Source organism: Legionella antarctica, assembly GCF_011764505.1.
GTDB classification, from domain to species: Bacteria; Pseudomonadota; Gammaproteobacteria; order Legionellales; family Legionellaceae; genus Legionella; species Legionella antarctica.
The window spans coordinates 2,723,635-2,749,835 of record NZ_AP022839.1 but is presented as its reverse complement, the minus strand read 5'-3'; the positions used below and the strand labels follow the sequence as shown (position 1 = coordinate 2,749,835).

The following is a 26,201-nucleotide window of genomic DNA, read 5'->3' as shown; positions in this document are numbered from 1 at the left end:
ACAAAGCGTTCTTTTTTAATGAGAGGCTTGATATAAATCATTTGGTTTTTGTGATTGCTCATGAACTTGCGCTTTTTAATCAATATGGCGAGCGACAATTTAATCTTATCAGTCTGTCCGAACGAATTGAGGCAGACAAAAAAGCCCTTAAAACTATAGGCAGCCGGAAAGTGGCTTTGGAATATCTTCAGGAACAAACCAGTTTTCATGAGCGCTATAAGGATCTTGATAGTTTCGATAGTCCAGACTTTTTCAATTGGCCTAATGAAGTTTATAGAGGTGATATTTACTGTGATTTTGGTGATTTATTTTTGGTCAGCCGTTTGAAAGGATTAAAAGTTACGAATATCGATTTTAAAGATGGCATGGATTGTGAAGAAGTGCCGGCGTTATATTCTGACTTGAGAAACTACGTGTCACGTTGTACTCCCCACAATTTTTTCCCTGATTTTCCAGAGAATGGCCATAAACAGGAAAAACTTGATTACCTAAAATCCCATCTCGTTGGCTTAAAGAAAGAGTTTATACCTTATGTTTTAAAGGAAGTAGCTTCACAAAGAGTCAAGCAGTATTGTGCTTTAATTAAAAGATGCAGATTTGATGATGCGATGAAAGATGATTTCATCCGCGCAGTCTATGATGCCAAATTACATTCTTTTCCCTATATTTATAAAACAGTGGTTGATTTTTCCCCGACCAAAGGCCATCAACATGTTGGTGACGGAGCGCATTTTCTGGCTTTGGGCTGTTTTCGAGATATGTATGAGGCTATGGTTGAATTTACACTCTGCTGTGAACAAAATAAGCCTGTATCGGACGTAAGCAATGCTGCTGAAAAGATGGTTGTGTTATTACCTTTAATAAAATCACACTTTAAGAATCAACATGTCAATAACCGAGAGCTAATCAAATATGTTTATGAACATGATGGTCAGCTTCCAGGTCAATTGGCGGTTGAGTCTGATGTTGGTTCTTTGATAGGTTGGCCCCGATTAACAAGCATTAATGTAGCCCTTGGCTATCTTAAAGAGGATACTGCCGGTTATATCTGGCAAGCACTTTGGATAATGGGTTTTTACTACGATGAAAGATTGTTCGATGCCATTCCCAAAACATTTTTACAGAATATTATAAATGGAAAGGATGCCGATGACTTTCAAAAACTGGGCGTCAATTTGATACCGGTAGTAAGTCAAAGTTACCCAATATCTTATCCTTTTTCTGCCCAAGAGATCGCTCATAACTATTTAACGCGAACCCAAAAACCTGATTTATCAATGCTAAAGGGCAATTTTCCTGAAGCATTTGATGCGTTCTGGAAAGCGAATAAAACACACTTGATTAACTTTAAAAGCCCTTACTTTCAGGAATTAATAAAAATAGTATTAGATGAATTGCAAAAACTTTTAGAGGGCAATGATTTAGAACAAAATTTTGTTTTAGAGTTCTATGAAGGTTATAGAAGTCCATTTCACGAAATTCAAGGCAATAATTCTTTTTCAAAGCAGAATCCTTATATCCAGTTTTTAATCAAAAACAGAAAAAAAATATCGCCCGTTCGGATTGAATGTATTATCCGGAACCTTCAATTTGATAGTAAACAGGATAGTTTAGATGTCATTATGGCAGCATTTGAATTTAACGAGCGTTACCCTGATGAGCTTTCCAGGTTATTAGCATTTACAGATTACTGTATGTTTGGAAAATATATGCCAGGTATTATTCATCCTTATTGGGAAAATTTTTTTAGTGAGCATGGTAAGCTAAGATTCAATAAACGTGTCATGCGTATTTTAGATTTTTTAAATGAAAAAAATTTAACTAAAGATATTATCAAGAATATAATATTTAGTTTGCATGACTTTGGGCAATTACCCTTACGTGATTGTATCATTTTATACCGTATTTTTGATCGTGACTTTGGCTTTGAAAATCAGCATTTTCGGGAGGTATTAACATCTCGAATTAAAACTGGGCTTGAAGCACTCGAAGATTTAGACCAAAAAATAGAGTTTCTTGAACAACTTATTTTTATTAAAGAAAGCCTTAGTCGCTTTGTTCTTACAGATAAAATATTTATAAATTATCTTAATCAGTCATTAGGACAATGCTATGCTGATAAATATAAACAAGACGATGGTACTAAAGCTTACTATCAAAATGTAGAGCCAGTGCTTAATCGCATTTATCAAAATGCAAGTGTACAGGATACGCTTAAAATATATACCTGTTTTTCTGAACAGATTGTCTCCCAAGAGTTTGTCAGTCGTCATCTGGGGCAATTGATGGAGCCTGAAAAACATGATAACTATTTCAGCAGCAGTCTGGATTGTTATGCCGGCCTTACATCATTAATTTCTGAACTTGGCCAAAATTACGTTGATAAAGAAGCGATGATGACATTTATTTCCAGTCCGTTGAGCGCGGCTTCTTTAGATCAATTTGCTGAATATGTGATGAACCACAGAAATCGCAATGAAATTGCACAAAAATTTAATTTAAATCCGAGAGATATAAAGAAAGACGATGTTATTTTTGGCGCAAGATGTTTTTACCAACAGTTTTGGGATTTAAAAATCCATCAACGTGCTGTCGTTCTCGACGGATTAATCATTACGGCTAACGAAGAAGTCACAGAGCAATCGATGCTAAAGGCTTATCAATTTGGTTTTGATTTTATTGTCAATAAATTATTCCCAAATGCGACAACTAATGAAAGAGAAGGGTTTGCTTTAGCTTTATTAGAGTCATACCTGCTCAGTGCTGATAAATTTGAACGCCAATTTTTACTTGCTGGATTATTTGTTACGAGTAATGAGTCTTCAGGTAAAAATGAAACCATTGGTGGAAAATTTGCGTTATTATGCGAACATATGGGGCCTGCTTATGTCAAGCTTGCCCAGTCAATCCATTCTCATCCTGATACTCCTATAGACATTAAAAAAGACTTGGCACATGTGAAAGGGCGGGCAAACCCGCCACAAAGGTGGCAGTTATGGCGATTACTAAAAGACACCTTGCCGGCGCAAGAATATAATCATATTAAAACAGTCGGTAGACTATTAGGCTCAGCATCTTATAATCTTGCGATGGCATGTGCCTATAAAGATAACCCCGAAATGGTCGTGACTTTATTAAGAGAGAATGCCTCACGTGATGCTAAAAAAGGGTTTATTCATCTAAGAAAAGCAATTAATCATTGTCAGCATCCAACGATTCTGAAATCAAAGCAAACATTCCTTCATATGATTAATGAAGCCGAGACATTAAGTCACTGGGAAATAAATAATGACGTATCAAACGTCCAATATCGTCATGCTAAACAACATTATGATAAAACTTCTTTAGAAGTTACAGTGAGTCAAAATAAATATCATGTTCATTTTAAGACTTGTGCTAATTTAGTAAATGGCCCAGGATTTAAGATCTTAACCCGCATGCCGGGCAATGAATTTAATGAGCTTACGGATATGACAATCAAAGAAGCGATTGCTAAAGCGGTAATGACCAAGGAATTACAAATTTTATTAAGTGGTGGTGTTTTTGATTCCGACCGCCATGGTAGTCAGTTACGCGTAACTGTAGACGGAAATCAAATATATCTCGGTCTTTATGATTTTGGTGAAATGAGCCTTGAACCCCTGAGTCAGGAAGAATTACAAAGCTATGCGGCTTTAGTAAGAGAATTGCCCAAGACTATCAAGACAAATCAATCTATTCCTGAACTCTTTCAAAAACACATCCAAAAAGTTATCGATGAAGGGCGTGCCTATCGTCATTTAATGAGGATTAATAAGTCATTATTAGCCTTAAATGACTTTAAGCAATATCTTACAAATGATGATTTGATGCAAATTGTTCTATGTATCATGCCAAATACACACCCAGTTTTAAATAAAGCTATGAGAGATGGTTATTTTGAATCAGCAAGTTATGCTGAATTGGGCATGACCTTTTTCAGTACTGCTAAAAGAACGTTTAGTGATTTTTTTTCAGGTGTCAGTTCCGGTCAGAGTTTTAACCAATAATGTTTTTGGGTAACTCAGAAGCGGGTAGGCGAAGCCACCGACTTTTCGGATAGAGTCTTAGACCTAGGCTTTTTATCTACTGAACTCCTGCCTGATTGAAAGTCTTTTTTTTCTTCTGGTGAATTGGCGTCTACACTAGTCTTGAGCTGATTAAAAATACTTGCTGGAATTACGCTCACTGGGTTGTTGGTAGGTGAAGTAACAGATGGTAATATCGTTGATGCAGGTAGCGCTTTTAAAATGCTGGGTGTTAATAACATCATACCTAAACGCGCCCTGAGCCTTTCTTTGTCGGAAACAAAATACAACCTTGATTCAAGTAAGTTAAGAAAGGCAGCCTCATCAGGGCATACAACAATGATTTTTTTATTTAGCTCCCATACTGATCCCGCGACTTTAAGTAATTGATCACATTCATCTGCATTGGTAACTTTAATAATCAACATATCAAGAGAGTCATTTTCTTTAAATTTAAAATGCATTTCTGCCATGACATAGCGATTAATCTTGCTATCAAATGGATTCCCGGCAATTTTAATATTCATTAATGGTAACGAAGCCGCATTTCTTGTACAGAGAAAATTCTTTGCACTTGACGCTAGATGTTACATTTCGAGAAGATGAGTCTAGAATTAGAAAGGAAGCTGCTCCAGAAAACTACGCCATTTTCAGGCATATTGCACTCAATATCATTCGTCGCAATACTTCTATTGATGCAAGTGTGAAACGCAAGAGGCATATGGCTGCAATGAGTGATGATGTGCGTACAACCCTCGTTAAGGGTTTAAATTAAGATGTGGTTGCCCTGTCATTATCGCAAATCTCCAGGTAAGGCGCGTAGAAATTAATGTTAAAAATATCATGACATGATAAAATAGGATATTTTGGTTTTGTTGGATTGCTAATGCAATCCTTAATATAGATTAATAAGAGCGTCATGAATAACCTTAAGAAAATCACTTGTCCTACTTGTGGCAAACCGAATACCTGGCAACCTCAAAACGCCTTTAGGCCTTTTTGTTCTGACCGCTGTAAACTAATTGATTTGGGTGAATGGGCTAATGAAACCCGAAAAATTCCCGGTGACCCAATTGACTTTAATCTGTCACCTGATGGTAACAATGACCCAAATGATTCGGAAGATCATTCCCTTTAAATCAAATAGTGATCGGTATCTAGAGAAGTGAATCCAAATCAAAGGTGGAGTAGTGATTAAGCGCTTTGCCATGATCAACCAAAAATGTATCTGCTGTGGTTCGTCCTTCTTCAAAAAGCATGCTAAGAAAAGACCATTCGGCATTTAATTTGGAAGAATATCCTAAATCAACCATTTTGGGACTGGTAATGCGATGAATACGCATTTTAGCCCAACGTGCTCCCTCTCCAGAGCCGGAATTAACAGTCTGTTTAAGCAACGCTATCATTCGTAGCTCTTTCATTAGGGTTGCATTGAAAGCAACCTCATTAAGCCGATTTAGAATATCTCGTGCACTCCTTGGCGTTCCAGCTCGTTCAATTGGATTTATCTGCACCAGGAGGGTATCACTGCATTCACACTCCTGTATCAGTGGAGTGATAGTAGGATTTCCTGTATATCCACCATCCCAATATAGCTCACCGTCAATCTCGATCGCTTGGAACATTGAAGGCAAGCAGGCAGAAGCAAGTAAGACATCCGGAGTAATTTCCTTATTTCTGAATACTTTTCCTCGACCAGTTTTTACATTTGTGGCGGTGATAAACAACTTGATAGGTGATGTTACCAGTGCTGCAAAATCAATGCTTTCAGCAAGAATATCTCGCAAAGGATTAAGAGCCGCAGGGTTTAAATCATAGGGAGAAAAAAGACGTGACGTTAAATCCATGGCGACAAATAAAGGAGAGTAATCCATGGTCCAATTTCCGGAAAGAATATCCAATGGCCCTCTTTGAAAAGGACTAAAACGTGCGGCCTGCGAGACACGTTGCCAAAATGCAGTTAAAGAGTCTCGCGCTCCCTTTGCTCCGTGACTTGCATAGCCACTAGCCAAAACAGCCGCATTCATTGAACCTGCGGAAGTTCCGGAAATTCCTTCGATTACTAACCCAGGTTCTTCAAGAAAACGATCAAGAACCCCCCAGGTATAAGCTCCGTGAGCACCACCGCCTTGTAATGCCAGATCAACGAGAGTGGGTTTTCCTTTGCTGTCTGTCCCTGATTTTTTTGCCATGATTTGTGCATCCATAGAGATCTCTAGGAATAAGTTTAGCACTTATTATGAGACACGCCGATTTGTGAAATGACCTAAGAATTGGCTAAGCGGTTGATACATGACTACAGTACAAAACCAAAAGATTTTTTTGGTTTATCATGATACAATATGTAACAATTTTTATTCATGGGGAAGGATCTGGATGTAGAGGTTGATGCATTTAATGTCAAATTTAAAAATGTGTATCGAATAGAAAAGGGAGATCAGTTTCTTTATAAAAATTTTTGGTTTGCGTATAATAGGAATAATGAAGAATGTGCCATGTTCCTCACGGATGCAGGAGGCATAGCTGAAACTTATTTCAGTCTTGGAACGTTTAATTTTATTAATTTTATTAAAGAAATACCCAGAACTTCTTAACAGTAAGGAAACTGAGCAAGTAAGATCACCCACTAGTGCGATTTGATAGGCCCAATAGGACTTGTATTTTAACCTTTTTAAAAACCGAGTATCCCGATTTAATTGAACAAGATAGAATTTCTCATCTAAAGTTTTTACAACCAGGAATAAAATGAAAACAGCTTACATCTTTCATAATTTTTATAAACCCGATGTCGCAAATATAACGACTATTGCTGATGACATAGCGACGGAGCTGGAAGGTAAAGTGCAGATATGTTCAGCGTCAACCCTGCCTTCCCAATCAATTTTACGATCCCAGACATCAAATTATAAAACTTTGGAGACTCAGACGGTAGATTATTTTGTCTTGTTAGGTAGCAAAAAAGGGAACGAGCTGTTAGCCAACTGCCCTCCTTATGCTAGAGAATTTAAATTGATGTTAGCACTCATTAACCAGGGAAAAACAAAAGTAATTCCCGTCATATTAAACGGCAGTGCTGAAGAATGCTGGCCGCAAGAGTTATTAAATGTATTTAAAGATCAAGGTATATCACCTTTCCGTCACGAAGTAGATGAGTATCCCGATGATGAGGACTTATATAAATTTATATCTTCTATCATGAATCTCTCAGTCTCCAAAAACGAGCAGGGGACTAACCTGTCACATGAGTTACAAACCCACTTTACTTTTCCCCCTGTTCTCTCTACCGGGAATATTACACCAGAAAGAACAGAATCTGCGAAACACATCCCCTCTGTCGAGCAATCATCTCCAGCCATAAATTGTCAAGCCACATCAGACAAAGAGCAAATATCAACAAATAAAGCCCCAAAATCCTCCTCCTCTCTTATCCTGGTTAACCGTTTTATGGGTTCTACGAAACCACCCGTGACGGTAGCTAACAAACATCATGTTACATGCTATATTTCTTATGATCGAAGCAATCATGATACAGCTAAGTTTGTAAAAGAATTAGAGACCGAGTTAGTTAGACAATCAATTTCTTTTGAGGAAATAAACAAGGCAAAAGTTATTATTTTTATTAACAGCGAACCTTCAGCAACACTAAAAAAAGATAAAAGATTAGAAGATGACCTTGATGTTATTTTTAATGTTATGCAGCAACGAAGCGCTACTATAGTTCCAGTTGTTCATAAGGGCAGTTCCGATGATCTACCCTTTTTTTTGAGCGATTTTATGCCCATTGTTTTCAAAAATGATTTATCAAAGCTAATAAAAAAATTAATGGGTGTGGTTAAAGATTCAAACGAAGCACAACTCGAATACTCCTCATCTGGATTTCGTTACTAAACTATGAGATTCTGGATGATAAAGTCCAAGAACCAAGTACCATCCAAAGGATTTTTCAAGTTAAATACAAAATTGATGCAACTTAATTTCTCGGAGACAGAAAATGGCAGAGTTTGATGGTGGATGTTTATGTAACGCCACTACCTATATGGCTAAAGGTGAACCACATAATCCCCATTTATGTTCATGCACTATGTGCCAAAAAAATTCTGGTGCACCAACTGTTGCTTGGGTTGAGTTCCCATTAAAAAGTTTTGAATGGACAGGAAGTAATCCCGCTTTATATCAATCCTCTGAATTAACCCAACGATGTTTTTGTCAAAATTGTGGTGGTTTACTGGCGACCTTTAATAGAGGTTATTCAAATATCTGCATAACCATTGCCTCGTTAAATAAACCTAATCAGATTATTCCGAGTGAACAACATAGTTATAAGTACTGTGCACCCAAATGGTGGAAGACTCAGATTATAAAACACAGTTCATTTTCTTAAGTCGGTTGGTAACTCCATTATGCCCATACCTCAATATTGAGCTTTAATACGGAGCGTGTTTAATAGCAACCTAAGAGGTTGCTTAGAGTCAGGAGGATGCCTTGAACTTCCTTGTTCTGCAAATTACAAACAATTAATTATTTAATTGGGGCCATAATTAAACTTTTGGTCGTTGGTTAAGTGGAGATCTTTTTTACCTGTGTGATTATTAGCTAAAAGACCAATTTCACTAATAGTTTGTGCTGAGCTGTAAGTTGGATTTTTAGCAGGTCGTTGTATAGAAGTACTTGTTTTTTGAGTCATCAACTCATCATATATCTCCCGCTCAGGCTTGTTGAGGTCTTCTCGGCCTAGATTAAATGACTTGGACCAAATAGCCCTATTCACCACCATATCTTCAATAAAAGCACGCTTTAACTCTTCGTGCAGTGAATATTTTATGTTCGACATATTAAAAATATCACCAAATTTTTGTGCGTAACCCACACGATAGTCCGGATGAAACATGGTATCCTTCTCTAATGGATAGGAATAAATTAACTCCCCATCAGCTAAAGTTTCATCTATTGGCCTGCTATTCGCATTAAGCTGATTTTCAGGATGATGTTTTGCAATATGGACTAATCGCCATCTGGCTTTCGCCACTGATTCAGACATGCTCATTTCACGCATTGCATGATATACATCATGCATAGCACCACCAAAGGCAGTTTCTATCGGATGCCCATCTACTTCAGTTCTGAACTGTCCCACAAAAGAATTATACCTTTTTTGAATATCTTGTTCAGGTAAATATAAAGTAAGAGGCATTACTCCCGATGCCTTTAAAAGCTGATAGGGTTCCTCGTCAATGTAACCATAGGTAGGAATCAATTTGATGGGCTTTCGACCTAAAGTAATTGCCTTAACATTAAGTGCTTCTTGCAGCATAGTAAAAGAGGGAACGAGCATGATATTTTCTGTTGCAAAATCACCATTTTTAACTGAAATCAACCAATCTATTACGTGCATACATTTTAAATGGTGCTGAATACTCGCAACAATGCTAGACCAACAACCTTCTGATGGAGCAATTAAAACCTGGAAAAACTGTTCTGTGACTGGAGCTTTGTTCATTTCTTCACAAAAAAGGGTCCATTCGTGATCACTAAAATTAAAAAAGCGTTGCATCAACGGTTTTTGCATACGTTGAGGTAAACCTGAGAGCGACATATTTTCTTTGGGCAAAATCAAAGAATTGTACTGATATTTTTTAACTGAGGTCGGCATACCCTTCATATTTGTTACTTCAAACAGATTGTTAGTTATTTTTAGGTTACTATCTTCCACATACTTATGAGTCAAATAAACTATAGGATTAATATATAAGGTATGGATGGCAGCATCAAATAGATGTAACGATGCTAATTGTGCTGCCGTCATTTTCCCATATTTTAAATTTCTTAATGCGGCTAAGAACATAGTGCGTGACTCACTTACATCGAGCCCTACACATTGTTCAGATGCTAGTTCTTCACATAATTTTTCCGCTCTTTGCCTAATGGAAAGCGATTCTAATTCGTTAAATAAACTATCTCTATCTTTGCCAGGAATAGATTTAACCAGTTCTTCGTAATAATTGATGTTTAATTGGGGAGGCTCAAATCCCGTTTTATCTTGGGAAATTGATTCTTCTTGTTCTGAACTTGTATCCAGGATAGTAATCATGTGTCCCATAGCACGATTTTTTGCAACATCTACAGGTGTTTGATTGTTGGTATCTCTTAAAAGCTCTGCTCCCTCGTTTTTTAATAATTGAACAATTTGTTGGTGATTAAAACTAACAGCAACATGCAAAGGTGTAGAGTCATTTGGGCCAAGACTGTTTAAATTGGCCTTACGCGAAATTAGCAATTTAACCAAGTCAATATTCCCAGTAGAGCATACATAAAATAAAGCAGTATATTTTGTGTTATTAATATTTTCTTGAATCGGAGTATCAACCTCAGCACCGACATCCAGGCACATAGCTGCAAGCATTAAGTCTTCACTTTGAATGGCTTGAATAAACTGTTCATTTAATCTATTTTGATGTTTTTTTAAAAACATTTTTATCGGGTGAGCATCTGATTTTTCAGCTGCTGCACTTAAAGGAGTTTTACCCGATTGAGACCTAATAATTAGAGAGGCAACCTTTGGCGTCAAAAATTTTACAACTTCTGTCTGATCATTGATTACCGCGTATAAAATGGGAGTTGAGTTATCTGGGGTTAAAGAATCAATAAGCTGAGGAAATTCTTCAACTAAGAGTTGCGTTATTTCCAAGTGGCCATAATTCGCAGCCCAATGTAATGGAGTTGCGTTATACTTTGAGTCAATTATTTCTTCTATTTTGAATCGATTTAATAAAGTTACAAGGAGCACCTTAAATAGTAGAGTATTACCACTTTTGATTGCCTGAAAAAAAATATCTCTGGTTTCGCTAACTTGGTCTGCAAGTTTCACAAAAGAACTCCATTACTAATAAATATAGTGAATTAAGCTAAATAAACAAACTTATTTATGCTTTCTTGAGAGCGTAATATTATATTATTAAGCAATAATGAGTACAGTAAATTAATGGCTATCTTTGGGGTGGGCCAACTGAATCGTTTGGAGAAGACCTTATCTTCCTCTATACCATTCAAGGTAAAGAATATGATATTGGATTAATAGGCGAAGCTAACTAGAAGAAGATGTTGAAAGCTTTTTCAAGAAAAAATGAGCATCAATTTCTTAATTCCTATCCGTTTTCATGAGACCAGTGACGCGAAAAAGTACTCTAAGGTAAATATCTTTGTAATTCAATAAATTAATTTTTAACTATATTTCTTATTGGATTGTTTTTAGCACCGGGCCACTTCAGCCAGAAGACTTTGGCGTTCAAATATGAGACTATATGGATTTAATAGTCGCCTAGAAGCAGATGGAATTTAATATAGTCGATAACAGTCACCATCAATCAAAATTATATACTCTCTTTTCCCCAGCTCAGATTCGAAGAATAAGCAAAAATTCCAAGAATTTAGAAGCCTTAAAAGGGTTGTTGTTGCCCTTAGCAGAAGGCAGCGAATCAACTTACCTTAGCCAGTTAACTCAAGCAGGCTTTACCCTTAATAACCTGGTGACAGTACTGGGGCATATTGGTGGTTTCAGGAATTTAGAAGCCTTAAAAGGGTTGTTGTTGCCCTTAGCAGAAGGCAGCGAATCAACCTACCTTAGCCAGTTAACTCAAGCAGGCTTTACCCTCAATAATCTGGTGACAGTACTGGGGAATCATGGTGGTTACAGGAATTTAGACGCCTTAATAGGGTTATTGTTGCCCTTAACCGAAAACAGCGAGTCAACTTATCTTAGTCTGTTAACCAAAGCAGGCTTTACCCGCGATAATCTGGTCAAAGTACTGGGGCATGGTGGTGGTGCCAAGAATTTAGACGCCTTAATAGGGTTATTGTTGCCCTTAACCGAAAACAGCGAGTCAACTTACCTTAGTCTGTTAACCAAAGCAGGCTTTACTAGCGAAAATCTGGTGAAAGTACTGGGGCATAGTGGCGGCTCCATGGGCTTAGACGTCTTAAAAGGATTATTGTTACCCTTAATCGAAAACAGCGAGTCAACTTACCTTAGCCTGTTAACCAAAGCAGGCTTTACCTGCGGTATTCTGGTGGCGATACTGGGGCGTGATGGGGGTACCAAGAATTTAGATGCCCTGTTTAACTTGCTCACGAATATCTCTATTAGTGATTTTATTTCCTCACACCCTGGGGCGCATGATTCTCTTATCAGTTTGGCAAATCGTAACTCCAAGTCTGTTCATATTGCCTTTTTAGCTGATGTTTTGAGTAAGGAGGACTTACGTATAGAAATTAGGAGAGAGTCACTTCTTCTGGATTTGCTCTTAAAAATCAAAACGTGTAGCAGCAAGACGTTAACAGAATTACAATTAAATTGCATTGATGATTTAAAAGAGTTCTGTGAGAAAAAGACAACGAAGAACCTGCCGCCACAGAACAATGCCTCTGAAAAAGAAGAGGCCGCCCCTTCCACCAGCCCCTCAAACAAAAGAAAACTAACGAGTTCGTCTCCACCTGAAAAAAGAAAAAAAAGAAAGACTCCTATCCTCAAAGAATCACAAAACCTAATGGCTCTGCTAGAGAAACTACCTTCAGGAGATAGTTTAAGTGGGACATTACATTTTTTGGTTGAGCCAGAGACTGCTGGTGGCTTAGAGAGCCTGGATAAATCCCTTATCAAGACTTTGGGTATTGAAACCATTCGCAAAATGAAAGGTATTGATCGATATACAATAGAGATCTCTGACTTATCTAAATTCCATGAGTTTTATAAACAACACCATATTGCTTCGATGCCCTATGATACTAGTAGTGAGAGCAATGAGGAGGCTACGGATTACCTGGTTCCATTTCTAGAGGAGATGCCATATCCCTTTGAGATGGATACTTTACCTTCATTGCCAGCGGGGATACCATCCCCCGTGGATTCCGTTAAGTCCGACTCCTTTGATACAGATTCTTTTCTTTCATTACCAGAGTATTACTCTCATGAAAGCCAAAATAGTGGTGCTATTGTCCCAGTCTCACCTACTGCATTGCAGCTATGTCAATGGGGGCTATTTGGAAGTCACGCTAAAGAGACTTCAGAAATGGAGTTAGATAACAAAGACGGCGCAGACAAGTTAGGGAACAATGCAACAAAACCAGACTCACCTTATTAAAACAGTATCGTTTACCTTAAAATCAGATGTGAACCAATAGGGTGATGTGGTTCAATGGATCTGACCACCCCAGTTAAGAGATAATGTACTGAACTGGAGAAAGTAGTGACTATAAGAAAGAAATACCCAAAAGAATTTAAACTTGATGCAATTAGCCTTGTATTAGAGCAAGGATATGGGGTAACAGAAGCAGCAACTAACTTAGGGATTGCTCAAGCCCTACTAAGCCGATGGATAAAAGAACATAAAGAGCAAGATGGACAAGCATTTCGAGGAAATGGCAAGTTAACCGCCGAGCAATTAGAAATCCGTCGTTTACAAGAGGAAAATAAACGCCTGAAAATGGAAAAGGAAATCTTAAAAAAGGCGGCGGTCTTCTTTGCTCAAGAAACGAAATAAAATATTCGTTTGTCGCCCAAAATAAGAAGACCTGGCCTGTTGATTTAATGTGTCAACTACTGGGCATTACACGACATGGATATTACAGTTATCAGAAACGTCAAAGAAATAAACCGGACGATCCTGAGCATCAGGAGCTTATTGACTGGGTAAAGAACATCGCAGAGACAAGCCAGTATTGTTATGGAAGCCGCCGGATGAAGAATGCTTTAAATGCATTAGGTTATCCAGTAGGTCGAAGACGAACTCAAAGTTTAATGAGAGAAGCTAAAGTTTTTGTTCGTTATCGAAAGAAATACAAAGTAACTACAAATAGTAACCATAAACAGCCGGTTTATGAAAACGTCTTAAATAGGCAATTTCATGTTAAAGAACCTAATAAATCCTATGTATCAGATATTACCTATATCTGGACTCAAGAAGGCTGGCTTTATTTAGCGGTAGTTATGGATTTATTTTCAAGAAAAGTAGTTGGTTGGAGTATGAGTTCCAGAATGAAAGCAACATTGGTCTGTGATGCTCTGAATATGGCTATTTGGCAGCGGAAACCTTCATCAGGACTTATTGTTCATTCAGACAGAGGGGTTCAATATGCGAGCCACCAATACCGCAATTTATTAAAGAGTAAAGGCTATATTGGCAGTATGAGTAAAAAAGGTGATTGCTGGGATAATAGTGTTATTGAAAGCTTCTTTGGCAGTTTGAAACAAGAACGAGTTCAATGGCGAAATTATCAAAACCGATGGGAGGCTCAACAGGACATTTTGAATTACATCACCATGTTTTATAACAGCCACAGATTACATTCTTATTTGGGATATTTAAGCCCAAATCAATTTGAAAAACAGAGTGATTTTTTAATGAAAGTTGCTTAACTGGAGTGTAACGTTTTAGTTGACCACGTCAGGGCTTCAAGACATCAATCAAATCTGAAAAGAAATTTCATGTTAGATCAGGTTTAAACCGCGCTATGATTGAGTAACGATGAAGAGTAAGTCTGATTGAATCCTTCTATCAGACTTACTTAATCCATATTAATGCGCGATGTAGCTAACTCAACTATTATGGAAATTTTTTGCCTTCAAAAATACAGCGTTGCTAAACAAAATTGCTGTTAGGTCGCAATTGTTTTAGATCTTCAAACCCCAGTCTTGTAAATTACAATATAGTATTCACTAATGCTGTATCATCTTCGTGGCTCGTAGCTAAGACTGGTGCTTGAAACACAGAAAGTGAAATATTTTGTTTGTACTCTGGACTCATCCTTTTATTAATGCTGTTCAGGATTGTACCGATACGAATAGACGGATCGTGCACAGTAAATTGTGCAGACCGCATACCCGTATTTAGGGCGCCATCTACATTACTTTCTTTGTCATCTAAAAATAAAATTTCTTCTGCTATTAGCTCTTCCTTATCCATTACATGTTTAAAAACATCAACACTAGGTTTAGCCAGTTTTAATATATGAGAATAATATTGAGTAGTGAACAGCTGCCCAAAAACCAGACCATAACGATGCTGTATATTTGCATGATGAATTTCATTGCTGTTACTTAACAAGAGTATTTTATATCCTTGTTCTTTAAGATATTGAATATATTCCAATCGTTCTTCAGGAATATCTTCGAGCATAGCAGACCATGCCTCATCAATTTGCTGGTCAGTAATACCAGGGGTTAGACAGAGTAGTTCTCTCAAACGGGATCTAAATAAAGACGTATCCAAATCTTGTTCGAGCTTAGTATATAATTCCTGACACTCTTTTTTTTCAAAAAGCTCTTTTGCATTTTTAACACCCAAGGATTGGAATGAGGTATACATTTTCTCTTTATTAAGTGGCATTAATACATCACCTAAATCAAAAATAACTGTTCTAATCGGCATTTAATTTCCTTATTTTAGTAATATTAACAATTTAAAGTGAAGAGCTGAAAATGCTGCACTTAGGGTAGTATTATCTCATTAACCCCGTTCACTTGCCATTAACACTAAGCCTGAGTATGTTGATACTCTAACCCAACTAATTTTATTTATTGTTTGATTCCACCCATGATTTATTTATTCATTATCTGATTCAGTTTAGAGCTACGGCGCTGGTGCCGATGTGTCAGTTTCGCTTGAATCTAATGCCTTAAACATCTCATCGAACATCATGCGTGTCGATGTTTTATGATTTGAATTGAAGAAAGCATGGATTTCGTTTCTTTGATGATTAATGGCAACCTTATTATATTTGTAGTATTCAGTGACATGCTTTTTTAATGCATCCGGTGATGGGTATTCTGCATCAATTATAGCTTTAACAGCAGTGTGTATTTGTTGTTTTGCGTCGCTTGCTTCTATCAACTTCTTGTGAAATGAGTTTCTATGGGTTGGGGGTAGCTCATCTTTTGAGAACTTTTGGATAATGGCTAATAGTGCAGCGGCTTGTCTACCCTGGGGTGAAGCAGTGTATATGGCTCTATCAAAAGCAATTCGGGCATACTACAGTGGACCCCATTGTCAAGACAGCGATCCGTTTAATTTAAGATATAACTTTAATTCTACTTTCTTTCGTTGACGAGGGTGCGTAGCACACGAGTCAACCACAATAGCAGTTAATGAAACACCTGTTATTGAGCCTGTGGGTATGTGGGCGCGAAGCCATCGAGTGTGGTCAAGCGGTGGATAACGTCTTTTTGTTATCCATGGCTTGTCCACATGTCCCGAAGGGCGATGGCTGATCCGCAGGACGCGTCCACATATCCACAGGCATTCCATTACGCTGCAGCCTCATATAGGCCAGCATAAACCTCTGACGGCGTGTATATTCCAAATGATTGATGAGGTCTTTCGTCGTTATAAAACTTGAAATACACCCTTAAACCATTTCGTAGTGCTAAAACTGTTCCGTATTCTTTTATGTAAATATCTTCATATTTGACTGAACGCCATAGCCGTTCAATGAACACATTATCCATCCATCGACCTTTCCCGTCCATGCTAATTTTGATGTCATGGTCTTTTAAAACATCGGTAAACGCCTTACTGGTAAACTGGGAGCCTTGATCCGTATTAAAAATATCAGGCCTGCCGTGGAGCCTGATGGCGCTCTCCAACGCGCTTACACAAAAGTCATCATCCATGCTGTTTGATACCTTCCAAGAGAGCACCTTGCGGCTATACCAGTCCATTATTGCCACCAAATATACAAAGCCTCCTTGCATCCTAACGTAGGTAATATCGGTGCACCAAACCTGATTGGGTCGATCAATCACTAAACCACGTAGCAAGTAGGGATAAACCTTTTGTTCCTTGTTCTTTTTACTCGTATTCGGCTTTGGTGCCACTGAAACCAGACCCATGATCCGCATCAAACGCTGCACTCTCTTACGGTTAACGTCATGGCCAAGGCGACGTAAATAAGAACGCATCTTTCTGCTTCCATAGAAAGGATGGCGCATGTATTCCTCATCAATCAAGACCATCAAAGCCAGATTCTCTGGGCTCTCGGTACATATTCCTTCGCCAGCAGTGCGATAGTAGCTAGCGCGTGACAAATTAACCAATGCACATTGGCGTACGATGCTGAGTGTAGGGTGATTGACATCAATCATGGCTCGCTTCTCCCGCACGCTCAACTTAGATGACCGGTCTTTTTTTTAAGCCAGTCTAACTCAACCGCTAGCTGGCCTATTTGCGTGTATAATCGATCTCGTTCTTGTATGATGGAGTCCATGTCTTTGTCATGCTTGCCGCTAAACAATTGCTTGCTTCCATCCAGTAATTGTTTTTTCCACAGATTGATTTGTGTTGCATGCACCTCAAATTCAGATGCCAATTCATTGGTCGTCTTGTGACTTTTTAATGCCTCAATTGCTACCTTTGCTTTGAAGTCAGATGTAAATTTTTTTTTAGCCACTTGGTACCCCGTTTAACAATGGTTTCTATTTTACACCACTGTCTCATTTTTGGGGTCCACTATATACTTCTCAGGCACTTCATCGGATATTTTTTGCTTAAAATTCTCAAAAAGTTCATCAAGCGACATGATGGAGACTGGGGACCCTTTTTGGTAATATCCTTTGGCAAATTTTACAAATTCATCCACTGCTTCTGCAAATTTTTGATTTCTTGATAGTTTGCCTTTGATTCCTTCATATAAATCAGCATTGATGCCTTGAGGGGGTGTGAAGTATATAAGTGTGAAGTTATCATCTAGTGCGTCTAGTAAAGTTTTAACTGAAGACTCGGTCTCTTTATCGTCACTATACTTTGGTAGAGTAAATGAGTGCGGTTTTTTACTTAAACTCAACGCTATGTTTAGGCAGCTTGGGTTTTTAGAAAGGGCGACATGGTGGGCAATGGTTTCGTATAACAATCTCGGCTGATTAGCTGCTATCCATTGAAGAAGTTCTGTGTTTCCTGACCTGGCGGCACGGTCGGCGATGTTTGGACAGTCCTTAATATCAGCCCCATTCTTAAGTAAGGCTAGAACGATATCGAGGTGGCCGTTACAAGCGGCTGTATGCAGCGGGGTTGTGCCATCCTCCTTGGCTTTATTCACATCAGCTTTATTCGCCAGTAAGGCTTTAACGACATCGAGGTGGCCGTTACAAGCGGCTATATGCAGCGGGGTTGTGCCATCCTTCTTGGCCTTATTCACCTCAGCTTTATTCGCCAGTAAGGCTAGAACGACATGGATGTGGCCTTCTTGGGCGGCGACATACAGAGGGGTTGCGCCATCCTCCTTGGTTTTATTCACATCAGATTTATTCGCTAGTAAGGCTAGAACGACATTGAGGTGGCCGATATAAGCGGCGGCATGCAGCGGGATTGTACCATTCTTCGCGGCTTTATTCACATCCGCCCCATTCTTAAGTAAGGCTAGAACGATATCGAGGTAGCCGTTATACGCGGCGACATACAGAGGGGTTGCACCATCCTCCTCTTTGGCTTTATTCACATCCGCCCCATTCTTAAGTAAGGCTAGAACGACATTGAGGTAGCCGTTATAAGCTGTGATATACAGCGGGGTTGTACCATTCTTCATGGGTTTATTTACATCCGCCCCATTCTTATGTAAGGCTAGAACGACATCGATGTGGCCTTTTTGGGCGGCGATATGCAACGGGGTTGCACCATCTTTCCTGGCTTTATTCACATCGGCTTTATTCGCTAATAAGGCTAGAACGATATTGAGGTGGCCGTTATAAGCAGCGGTATACAGCGGGGTTGTGCCCTCCTTGTCTGTCTGATTTAAAAGTTTCCTATCTCTATCCAAGTCTAAGATAAATATTAAAATACCGATTCTGTTTGATTTCGCGGCCTGAAATAAAAGCGTGTCCTCTTTACCGTTTTTAAAGAGAAACTCAGACAGTATTTCATGTTGTTGATGGAGGGTTTCGGCATAAAAGTGTAGCGCGTCTTCGAGGGATGCTTGATGTCCTGATCTTTGATACAAGGCCTCAACCAATTGGAATTGTCCTTGTTTTATCACTGTCAGTAAAGGATGGGAGGCATCATCAAGCAAGCTTTGCCATACGGCCTGTGGTTCATCAAGCAGAAGAAGGAATTCGCCATTACCTTCTGCAACTGCTTTTTGTTGTTTTCTAGGGTCACTATAGATGCTTTGGGCTTTCTTAGTATCTTCCTGACGGCTTTGTTCAGAGTAGCTTGTCCAGTTTTTATCATTGCCTGGCAAATAAAAGGTAATCGGTATTTGATAGTTCTCATCCCAGGGCTTACCAGATGCTTCATATTGTGCTTTAACAGCGACATAGATGCGCTCAGCATAGTAACTTGCAACACAACGCCCCTCAAAGATGTCGTTGAAAATACCGACACTGCTGGAGGTTACTTTCCATCGAATTCTTGCTAATACTTCATTGTGTTTCCCGGTGTTTTTTTCCAAGGCTTTTTCAAATGCCTTTCGGTCTGAAAAGAGGATAGGATTGTCTGGGTTTGTCATTTTTTGGTGATAGGTTTTGGCCTTAGTGAAGATATATGCCTCATAGGGTCGATTCACGGTGCCACCATCATACATGGAATAGCTTCTTACCATCGCGTCATCGGCGTCTAAAATAACACCAGCGAGTTTGCTCGCGCGGGCTTTGTTATGGCCAAAAATTGGTGTCTGAGCCTTTCTGGTACATAGGCTTGTGGACTGATGCTGAGAGCGTTTTTCTTTTTTATAAAGCTGCTTTTCTGGATAGGGTGAGGGTCTTTCTGCATAAGGAAAGACGCCCTCTGCAAATACAGTGAAATTTTTATGCCGGCCGTGTCGCAAATCCTGGCGATGACGAGGCCTGTTTTTTAATGGTGTTATTCCGAGAATGAAGTCTTCAATAAAGCAATGGGGATCCCAACGGACTGCTTTATTCAATTGAGAGCCTATGACTTCGTTTAAGCTTTTCTCTTGCTTAGAAGAGATTAGCAACCGATAGGGTGTTTCTTTGTAGTTTTGATTTTCTACGATACCTGTTTTTTCTTTGAGTTCAGGATGCTTTTCTCCGATGAGCTCTATAATAATCGCTAGTTGGTTTTCAGCTTTTTCTTTGTTTGCATAGCAGTATAAATGAAAGTTTCTGGAGAAGATCTTTTTTTCAGGATAAATCTTTGTAGCCAAAAGAAAGGGTCCTTTTTGAAAGGCTCCGGTGCTGTTTTTGCTTGGTTCCTCTTCCTCAGTCTTACCATCGACTGCTGTTTTTTCAGGCGCTGGTAAGACGGTGTCTTTTTGGTTCTGGTAAAGCGCGAGGAGTATTTTTTTGTCCTGCAATCCGTTCAAGGTTTTCAGATAAGCGTTATCTGCCTGTTCGTAGGCTTGTTTTAGTTCAGGAAGCAGGGCATCACGGGTAGCTTTTTGGAAAAATCTTTTCCCCATGATTTTAAATTCTAAATCATATTTCAAATCATGTTGTTCAGAAATGAGACTAAGCTGTTCTTGGATAAGGACTAAGAATTGTCTCTTTTGTTGTTGGTTAAAAAAAGTCCAAAGACTCATTCTTGAAATATCAAATTGTTCTTTACAACGCATAATATCCAGGCAGTTAGCTGACTGGAGGATTTGACCTAAAAGGCCTCTATCTTCCTCGTGAGAAATCAGGCGGGCCAGTTCTGTTTTTTCACCTAGGGCGCTTAAGTAATTCGCGCAGAACTCGGCGCTTTCCTTTTCCCAGAAACCAGCTTCCCTGTCATTTTTTCTTGCCACGTCATGGCAGAGGGCGACAATTGCTAATAATTTAATGGTTTTCTCATCCAGCAAGTCGGCATCCTTATGCTGGGTTTGGGTGAGGAAATTAGAGAGTATATGCACTAGTATCGCTACGCGCGATGCATGGGAGATGCGCTCAACTGGCAGTTGGTAGAGGTCAGTTTTGTTCTCGCTCGCAGTACCAGGAAAAGGTCGTAGATAAGTCTGCTCGAAAATATATTGTGCGTGATGCGCAATGGGTGCATCAAATTTGATCGGTTTATCGTATGGCATAGGCCCACCAATGAAAAATTAGGTGAAAATTATAAGCGAGATAGATTAAGATATTATTAAGTCATAGAGCTTTGTATTTTGACTTAATGTCAATTTTTTTCTCTGAAAAGAATCCATGCCTTGGGTAAATGAGGACTTTAGCGCTAAACCACCAGTTATAGAAACTACTGAATATTCTTAAAAGCACTGTTCGAAAAAGACTGCCTTTATTTCAAATCCCTTACTCTGAAGAGTAAGGGATTAAACTCTTGCAAGACGATCTAAATGCTCTACCTTTGCTATTCATGTGATTTTTTATATTTTACCGTTTTAAAAAGAATATATGCACTTAATAACGAAGGAATTAATGCCATAAATGCAAAACCAAAAATATAAGATAAAAATAACTCCATAAATGGTGCAAAGAAAATTAATAAAAACTCAGGAAATTGCCAAGTTATATAATTTTTTATAAAGGCATCCAGGATAAAAATTAATAATAAAGATAAATTTCCAATATATAAACCTAGCATAAAATAGGGATAAGGCTGTAAGGATAAGCGTTTTCTCATGAGTAAAAGTATTGAGGCACTGGATATAAATGACGAGAAAAAGATAACTGTTCCATTCATACCTGGAGCTATAGGTGAGGCTGTTAAAATATTTAAGCTATCCGTAAAACCAGTTATGGAAAGAAACACGACTGCTCCAAAGAAGCAATATGCGAAAAAATAAACACCTATTAGAATATATAACCTCATTTTTATTTAAATCTCAAATTGAACAGAGTCTGATTGAAGATCGGTCCTAATTAGATTACCCATTACATCTAATCCACCAGTCATAGGTAAACCAGTTGAAGGATGTTCTTTACCAAGCTATCTCACCACCATCAAAACGATGCAACTTCTCAGCATGACTACTGGATAATTGCTTGTCTGCTTGCTCAAGCATTCCTGAAACACTGGTTTGAACATCAATGAGAGCATCAGGTCCGCCCATGGCTGTTTTTACCCATCCTGGGTGCATGAGCATTACATGGACTCCTTTGTCTTTCACATCTATGGCAAAACTGCGCATGACACAATTGAGAGCTGCTTTACTAGTACGGTAAGCATAAGATCTACCTCTGTCATTTTCAGAAATACTCCCCATTCGTGAGCTGATAACTATTATATTTTTATCCATGCTTGCCTGAAGATTGGGGAGTAATGCATCGCTTAGTTTAACAACACTAATACAATTTACGTTTAACACCTCAATGAAGTTTATAGTGGACCCCAAAAATGAGACAGTGGTGTAAAATAGAAACCATTGTTAAACGGGGTACCAAGTGGCTAAAAAAAAATTTACATCTGACTTCAAAGCAAAGGTAGCAATTGAGGCATTAAAAAGTCACAAGACGACCAATGAATTGGCATCTGAATTTGAGGTGCATGCAACACAAATCAATCTGTGGAAAAAACAATTACTGGATGGAAGCAAGCAATTGTTTAGCGGCAAGCATGACAAAGACATGGACTCCATCATACAAGAACGAGATCGATTATACACGCAAATAGGCCAGCTAGCGGTTGAGTTAGACTGGCTTAAAAAAAAGACCGGTCATCTAAGTTGAGCGTGCGGGAGAAGCGAGCCATGATTGATGTCAATCACCCTACACTCAGCATCGTACGCCAATGTGCATTGGTTAATTTGTCACGCGCTAGCTACTATCGCACTGCTGGCGAAGGAATATGTACCGAGAGCCCAGAGAATCTGGCTTTGATGGTCTTGATTGATGAGGAATACATGCGCCATCCTTTCTATGGAAGCAGAAAGATGCGTTCTTATTTACGTCGCCTTGGCCATGACGTTAACCGTAAGAGAGTGCAGCGTTTGATGCGGATCATGGGTCTGGTTTCAGTGGCACCAAAGCCGAATACGAGTAAAAAGAACAAGGAACAAAAGGTTTATCCCTACTTGCTACGTGGTTTAGTGATTGATCGACCCAATCAGGTTTGGTGCACCGATATTACCTACGTTAGGATGCAAGGAGGCTTTGTATATTTGGTGGCAATAATGGACTGGTATAGCCGCAAGGTGCTCTCTTGGAAGGTATCAAACAGCATGGATGATGACTTTTGTGTAAGCGCGTTGGAGAGCGCCATCAGGCTCCACGGCAGGCCTGATATTTTTAATACGGATCAAGGCTCCCAGTTTACCAGTAAGGCGTTTACCGATGTTTTAAAAGACCATGACATCAAAATTAGCATGGACGGGAAAGGTCGATGGATGGATAATGTGTTCATTGAACGGCTATGGCGTTCAGTCAAATATGAAGATATTTACATAAAAGAATACGGAACAGTTTTAGCACTACGAAATGGTTTAAGGGTGTATTTCAAGTTTTATAACGACGAAAGACCTCATCAATCATTTGGAATATACACGCCGTCAGAGGTTTATGCTGGCCTATATGAGGCTGCAGCGTAATGGAATGCCTGTGGATATGTGGACGCGTCCTGCGGATCAGCCATCGCCCTTCGGGACATGTGGACAAGCCATGGATAACAAAAAGACGTTATCCACCGCTTGACCACACTCGATGGCTTCGCGCCCACATACCCACAGGCTCAATAACAGGTGTTTCATTAACTGCTATTGTGGTTGACTCGTGTGCTACGCACCCTCGTCAACGAAAGAAAGTAGAATTAAAGTTATATCTTAAATTAAACGGATCGCTGTCTTGACAATGGGGTCCACTGTAGTTATCTCTATTAATATTGCCTATTGTTACCCCTTGCTCGCCACTAATACCCGCATTATTAACCAGCAAATCAATGGGTCTGCTATTTAGCGTTTTCATTAAAGAGCTTATGTCATTGTCATTAGTTACATCTAATTGGATAAGCTCATCAGCCAACTTTCTAAGCTCCTGTGCTTTCACTGTATTACGGCAGCATCCAATAATATAGTATCCTTTATCTTTAAGTTGGCGAACAAATTCCAGACCAATTCCTCTATTGGCTCCTGTAATTAGTGCAGTTTTCATATGAATCTCCGTTGTATTCAATATTCTTGCATCAATTAAAGTGTAAAAATATATTCTTAATAATTACCGTATCATACAGGCCATCTTAATTGAAAGAAGAACTTGTGTTAAAAAGAAACGGGAAATGGCTCTTTTTCGGTTATTTTGTTTTTAACGTTCCTTCTTAATAAGAGCAAATTGTAACGATTTTTATTTTTAGATCATGAAATTAATTATATAATAACCATCTCTTAATGATTACAAGGATAGTGACTCATGGCAAGATTCTTTAAAAATAAATTGATACATCCAGTGGATACAACGTCTATCATTGAACCAACCCAGAATTATATTGCTGAAGAAAAAGATAAAATTATTAAGGACTTGGATTTGATAAAACAAAGTTTACACAATTTAACTGTTGAAATGTTGAATTATGAAAAGCCAGAAAAAAATATAGTGTCTATAAAAAAATCTGATATAAGTGAGTATAATTCGCAGTTTAATGAAATATTAGAATTAATGAGAGAGTTTTCTGTTACTTTAAGTAAATTTAATAAAGTTACTATTAATCGTGCTAAAACTTTATGTGACAATTTACCAGATAAGATTGCATACTTAAAAAATCATCACACAATTGATGCTTTAAGATCTACATTTGATTTTTTTACTGATGCACGAACGGAAATTAATAGTGCGGCCCGTCAGTTTGATATGGGTCCGCATGTCTGGAACAAAATTAAGGAAAAATAAGAGCTATTCATCCATCATTTATAGTTAAAAATTCACTCAAATTAACCTATTTAAACCTACTCAATACCGTATGAATAGTGATTGCTACTACGAATTGTCTTAGGTCATTTTACCACAACTCTATCAGAATGACTTATCCACAAGTCCACAGGTCAGGAGAGCTTCACTTTCTCGTATAGGCCTGTGGGCCTTGTGGGTAAGTCATGACGCTCTCATTTAGGGTTTATGGTCTTTTCCGGCCATAATACACCTCTGCGGGCGTTAAATAATTAAAGGACTGGTGAAGCCTTCGGTTATTATAATACTCAAAATACTCCGTTAAGGCCAGCTCAACCTCTTCAATTGTATCAAAATCATACCGGTAGATTTTTTCTTGCTTAACACTACGCCACAATCGCTCGATAAATATATTATCTAAATAACGTCCTCGCCCATCCATGCTGATAGAAATGTGGTGAGATTTTAGCGTATTTATCCAATCTTTTGAGGTAAATTGAGAACCCTGATCCGTGTTAAAGATCTCACAACGCGAATGCAGCAAAGCGTTTCTAAGCGCCTCAATACAAAATTCAGCCTCCATAGTAGGTGAAATAGCCCATCCAATCACATAACGACTATACCAGTCCATAATAGCTACTAAATACACATGCTTTCCTTTCATGCGGATGTAGGTGATATCTGCGGCCCAAACCTGATTTGGTTTGGTGATATCCACCTCTTTTAATAAATAAGGGAACACCTCATGCTCCTTATTGGGAACGCTTGTATTTGGCTTTGGGTAAACAGTCGATAACCCCATCATTTCCATCAACTTTTTTACTCGACGTTTACCAACAGGATAGCCTACTTCTTTTGACAGCCATCTTGCCCGCTTAATTTTACCTTCACATGGATACTGCAGATAGTGCTCATCAAGTAGCGCCATAAGCGCTTCATCTTCGACAGAAATGGGCTTGGCACTATAATAATAACTTGAAACAGGCAAGTCTAATAGCAAGCATTGTTCACGAATGGTGAGCTCGGCAAGAGGATCAATCATGACGCGCTTTTCATCCAGACTAAAGTTCATGCTTTTTTTTTAGCCAAGATAGCTGCGCTTGAAGTCGACCAATTTCTTGATATAATGCCTCAACAAGCTGCTCTTGGGACTTGGCTTCTTTTTCATTAGCCCCAGAGAATAAATCGTTAATGGCTTTGATGGCCGATTGCTTCCAAGTTTTTACCTGCGTTGCGTGAACACCGTATTCACTGGTAATTTGCGCTTGTGTGAGTTTCCCCTCAATCGCAGCTAGCGTTATTTTTGCCTTCTTGGCCGCCGTATAATAAGCTCGCTTTTTAGACATTTTATTCTCCTCTTTGTATTAAGAAGAATAGCTCTTAAAAAACCTTTTTTTGTGTCCAGAAAACCG

20 protein-coding genes and 3 pseudogenes are annotated in these 26,201 nt (G+C 38.7%); 11 read left to right on the top strand and 12 right to left on the bottom strand.

Annotated features, from left to right (window positions below):
• The first annotated feature begins 50 nt into the window (after positions 1 to 50).
• Positions 51 to 4,028, top strand: coding sequence for a hypothetical protein (locus tag HRS36_RS13015; protein ID WP_173237643.1), 3,978 nt, complete (start codon positions 51 to 53; stop codon positions 4,026 to 4,028).
• 14 nt (positions 4,029 to 4,042) lie between these two features.
• On the opposite strand, the gene HRS36_RS13010 is transcribed toward HRS36_RS13015, so the two are convergent.
• The gene (locus HRS36_RS13010; protein WP_173237642.1) at positions 4,043 to 4,573 is read right to left on the bottom strand and encodes a hypothetical protein; all 531 of its coding nucleotides are present in this window, start codon (positions 4,571 to 4,573) and stop codon (positions 4,043 to 4,045) included.
• Positions 4,574 to 4,605: 32 nt separating this feature from the next.
• Here HRS36_RS13010 and HRS36_RS18710 point away from each other — a divergent pair.
• Positions 4,606 to 4,717, top strand: a pseudogene (locus tag HRS36_RS18710) (ISAs1-like element ISAzs12 family transposase); the annotation flags it as partial.
• A 248-nt stretch (positions 4,718 to 4,965) separates the two neighbouring features.
• Positions 4,966 to 5,184, top strand: a complete 219-nt coding sequence (gene yacG / locus HRS36_RS13005) for a DNA gyrase inhibitor YacG (RefSeq protein WP_173237641.1) — start codon at positions 4,966 to 4,968, stop codon at positions 5,182 to 5,184.
• Between the two features lie 19 nt (positions 5,185 to 5,203).
• On the opposite strand, the gene HRS36_RS13000 is transcribed toward yacG, so the two are convergent.
• Positions 5,204 to 6,238: a patatin-like phospholipase family protein gene (locus HRS36_RS13000; protein WP_173237640.1), complete on the bottom strand. Its 1,035-nt coding sequence runs from the start codon at positions 6,236 to 6,238 to the stop codon at positions 5,204 to 5,206.
• Positions 6,239 to 6,406: 168 nt separating this feature from the next.
• Between HRS36_RS13000 and HRS36_RS12995 the strand changes: the two genes are divergently transcribed.
• From HRS36_RS12995 to HRS36_RS12985, 3 genes are all read left to right on the top strand, one after another.
• On the top strand, positions 6,407 to 6,640 hold the full coding sequence (locus HRS36_RS12995) for a hypothetical protein (RefSeq protein WP_173237639.1): 234 nt from the start codon (positions 6,407 to 6,409) through the stop codon (positions 6,638 to 6,640).
• A 151-nt stretch (positions 6,641 to 6,791) separates the two neighbouring features.
• Positions 6,792 to 7,934 (top strand): hypothetical protein, encoded by a 1,143-nt coding sequence (locus HRS36_RS12990; protein WP_173237638.1) that lies wholly within the window; start codon positions 6,792 to 6,794, stop codon positions 7,932 to 7,934.
• Between the two features lie 103 nt (positions 7,935 to 8,037).
• Complete coding sequence (locus tag HRS36_RS12985; protein ID WP_173237637.1) at positions 8,038 to 8,427, top strand: GFA family protein; 390 nt, start codon at positions 8,038 to 8,040, stop codon at positions 8,425 to 8,427.
• Between the two features lie 141 nt (positions 8,428 to 8,568).
• On the opposite strand, the gene HRS36_RS12980 is transcribed toward HRS36_RS12985, so the two are convergent.
• A complete protein-coding gene (locus HRS36_RS12980; protein WP_173237636.1) occupies positions 8,569 to 10,911 on the bottom strand; it encodes an ankyrin repeat domain-containing protein in 2,343 nt (780 codons plus the stop codon).
• Positions 10,912 to 11,371: 460 nt separating this feature from the next.
• On the opposite strand from HRS36_RS12980, the gene HRS36_RS12975 reads away from it, so the two are divergent.
• Together HRS36_RS12975 and HRS36_RS12970 are read left to right on the top strand one after the other, a co-directional pair.
• On the top strand, positions 11,372 to 13,180 hold the full coding sequence (locus HRS36_RS12975; RefSeq protein WP_173237635.1) for a Clp protease N-terminal domain-containing protein: 1,809 nt from the start codon (positions 11,372 to 11,374) through the stop codon (positions 13,178 to 13,180).
• A 105-nt stretch (positions 13,181 to 13,285) separates the two neighbouring features.
• A protein-coding gene (locus HRS36_RS12970) for an IS3 family transposase (protein WP_420814303.1) occupies positions 13,286 to 14,454 on the top strand; the annotation gives its coding sequence in 2 pieces (ribosomal slippage) (positions 13,286 to 13,535 and positions 13,535 to 14,454; 1,170 coding nt in all).
• Positions 14,455 to 14,737: 283 nt separating this feature from the next.
• Here the strand turns inward: HRS36_RS12970 and HRS36_RS12965 are convergent.
• The 5 genes and pseudogenes from HRS36_RS12965 to HRS36_RS12945 form a co-directional block, all read right to left on the bottom strand.
• Positions 14,738 to 15,466 (bottom strand): HAD family hydrolase, encoded by a 729-nt coding sequence (locus HRS36_RS12965; protein ID WP_173237633.1) that lies wholly within the window; start codon positions 15,464 to 15,466, stop codon positions 14,738 to 14,740.
• Positions 15,467 to 15,667: 201 nt separating this feature from the next.
• The gene (locus HRS36_RS12960) at positions 15,668 to 15,928 is read right to left on the bottom strand and encodes a hypothetical protein (RefSeq protein ID WP_173237632.1); all 261 of its coding nucleotides are present in this window, start codon (positions 15,926 to 15,928) and stop codon (positions 15,668 to 15,670) included.
• 413 nt (positions 15,929 to 16,341) lie between these two features.
• Positions 16,342 to 17,483: pseudogene (locus tag HRS36_RS12955) on the bottom strand (IS3 family transposase).
• 30 nt (positions 17,484 to 17,513) lie between these two features.
• Entirely contained in the window at positions 17,514 to 21,047 is a 3,534-nt protein-coding gene (locus tag HRS36_RS12950; RefSeq protein WP_173237631.1) for an ankyrin repeat domain-containing protein, read from the bottom strand.
• Between the two features lie 278 nt (positions 21,048 to 21,325).
• Positions 21,326 to 21,598 carry a hypothetical protein gene (locus HRS36_RS12945; RefSeq protein WP_173237630.1) on the bottom strand — a complete coding sequence of 91 codons (273 nt, stop codon included), beginning with the start codon at positions 21,596 to 21,598 and terminating at the stop codon, positions 21,326 to 21,328.
• On the opposite strand from HRS36_RS12945, the gene HRS36_RS12940 reads away from it, so the two are divergent.
• The gene (locus HRS36_RS12940; protein ID WP_173237629.1) at positions 21,597 to 21,761 is read left to right on the top strand and encodes a hypothetical protein; all 165 of its coding nucleotides are present in this window, start codon (positions 21,597 to 21,599) and stop codon (positions 21,759 to 21,761) included. The two genes, HRS36_RS12945 and HRS36_RS12940, sit on opposite strands and share 2 nt — an antisense overlap.
• A gap of 135 nt (positions 21,762 to 21,896) precedes the next feature.
• Here the strand turns inward: HRS36_RS12940 and HRS36_RS12935 are convergent, their stop codons facing one another.
• Positions 21,897 to 22,310, bottom strand: a complete 414-nt coding sequence (locus HRS36_RS12935; protein WP_173237628.1) for an SDR family NAD(P)-dependent oxidoreductase — start codon at positions 22,308 to 22,310, stop codon at positions 21,897 to 21,899.
• A 49-nt stretch (positions 22,311 to 22,359) separates the two neighbouring features.
• Here HRS36_RS12935 and HRS36_RS12930 point away from each other — a divergent pair.
• Positions 22,360 to 23,501: pseudogene (locus tag HRS36_RS12930) on the top strand (IS3 family transposase).
• A gap of 199 nt (positions 23,502 to 23,700) precedes the next feature.
• On the opposite strand, the gene HRS36_RS12925 reads toward HRS36_RS12930, so the two are convergent.
• The gene (locus tag HRS36_RS12925; protein ID WP_173237627.1) at positions 23,701 to 24,060 is read right to left on the bottom strand and encodes an SDR family NAD(P)-dependent oxidoreductase; all 360 of its coding nucleotides are present in this window, start codon (positions 24,058 to 24,060) and stop codon (positions 23,701 to 23,703) included.
• 255 nt (positions 24,061 to 24,315) lie between these two features.
• Here HRS36_RS12925 and HRS36_RS12920 point away from each other — a divergent pair, with 255 nt between their 5' ends.
• The gene (locus HRS36_RS12920) at positions 24,316 to 24,792 is read left to right on the top strand and encodes a hypothetical protein (RefSeq protein WP_173237626.1); all 477 of its coding nucleotides are present in this window, start codon (positions 24,316 to 24,318) and stop codon (positions 24,790 to 24,792) included.
• 223 nt (positions 24,793 to 25,015) lie between these two features.
• On the opposite strand, the gene HRS36_RS12915 is transcribed toward HRS36_RS12920, so the two are convergent.
• Entirely contained in the window at positions 25,016 to 25,861 is an 846-nt protein-coding gene (locus tag HRS36_RS12915) for an IS3 family transposase (protein ID WP_173235473.1), read from the bottom strand.
• Complete coding sequence (locus HRS36_RS12910) at positions 25,851 to 26,135, bottom strand: transposase (protein WP_173235475.1); 285 nt, start codon at positions 26,133 to 26,135, stop codon at positions 25,851 to 25,853. Before HRS36_RS12910 ends, HRS36_RS12915 begins: the two co-directional genes overlap by 11 nt.
• Positions 26,136 to 26,201 lie beyond the last annotated feature (66 nt).

What these genes read in the sequence shown, in the direction of transcription:
- HRS36_RS13010 (WP_173237642.1), bottom strand. Translation starts at nt 4,573, where the DNA reads ATGAATATTAAAATTGCCGGGAATCCATTTGATAGCAAGATTAATCGC.
- yacG (WP_173237641.1), top strand. Translation starts at nt 4,966, where the DNA reads ATGAATAACCTTAAGAAAATCACTTGTCCTACTTGTGGCAAACCGAAT.
- HRS36_RS13000 (WP_173237640.1), bottom strand. Translation starts at nt 6,238, where the DNA reads ATGGCAAAAAAATCAGGGACAGACAGCAAAGGAAAACCCACTCTCGTT.
- HRS36_RS12995 (WP_173237639.1), top strand. Translation starts at nt 6,407, where the DNA reads ATGGGGAAGGATCTGGATGTAGAGGTTGATGCATTTAATGTCAAATTT.
- HRS36_RS12990 (WP_173237638.1), top strand. Translation starts at nt 6,792, where the DNA reads ATGAAAACAGCTTACATCTTTCATAATTTTTATAAACCCGATGTCGCA.
- HRS36_RS12985 (WP_173237637.1), top strand. Translation starts at nt 8,038, where the DNA reads ATGGCAGAGTTTGATGGTGGATGTTTATGTAACGCCACTACCTATATG.
- HRS36_RS12975 (WP_173237635.1), top strand. Translation starts at nt 11,372, where the DNA reads ATGGAATTTAATATAGTCGATAACAGTCACCATCAATCAAAATTATAT.
- HRS36_RS12965 (WP_173237633.1), bottom strand. Translation starts at nt 15,466, where the DNA reads ATGCCGATTAGAACAGTTATTTTTGATTTAGGTGATGTATTAATGCCA.
- HRS36_RS12950 (WP_173237631.1), bottom strand. Translation starts at nt 21,047, where the DNA reads ATGCCATACGATAAACCGATCAAATTTGATGCACCCATTGCGCATCAC.
- HRS36_RS12940 (WP_173237629.1), top strand. Translation starts at nt 21,597, where the DNA reads ATGAGTAAAAGTATTGAGGCACTGGATATAAATGACGAGAAAAAGATA.
- HRS36_RS12945 (WP_173237630.1), bottom strand. Translation starts at nt 21,598, where the DNA reads ATGAGAAAACGCTTATCCTTACAGCCTTATCCCTATTTTATGCTAGGT.
- HRS36_RS12925 (WP_173237627.1), bottom strand. Translation starts at nt 24,060, where the DNA reads ATGAAAACTGCACTAATTACAGGAGCCAATAGAGGAATTGGTCTGGAA.
- HRS36_RS12920 (WP_173237626.1), top strand. Translation starts at nt 24,316, where the DNA reads ATGGCAAGATTCTTTAAAAATAAATTGATACATCCAGTGGATACAACG.
- HRS36_RS12915 (WP_173235473.1), bottom strand. Translation starts at nt 25,861, where the DNA reads ATGAACTTTAGTCTGGATGAAAAGCGCGTCATGATTGATCCTCTTGCC.
- HRS36_RS12910 (WP_173235475.1), bottom strand. Translation starts at nt 26,135, where the DNA reads ATGTCTAAAAAGCGAGCTTATTATACGGCGGCCAAGAAGGCAAAAATA.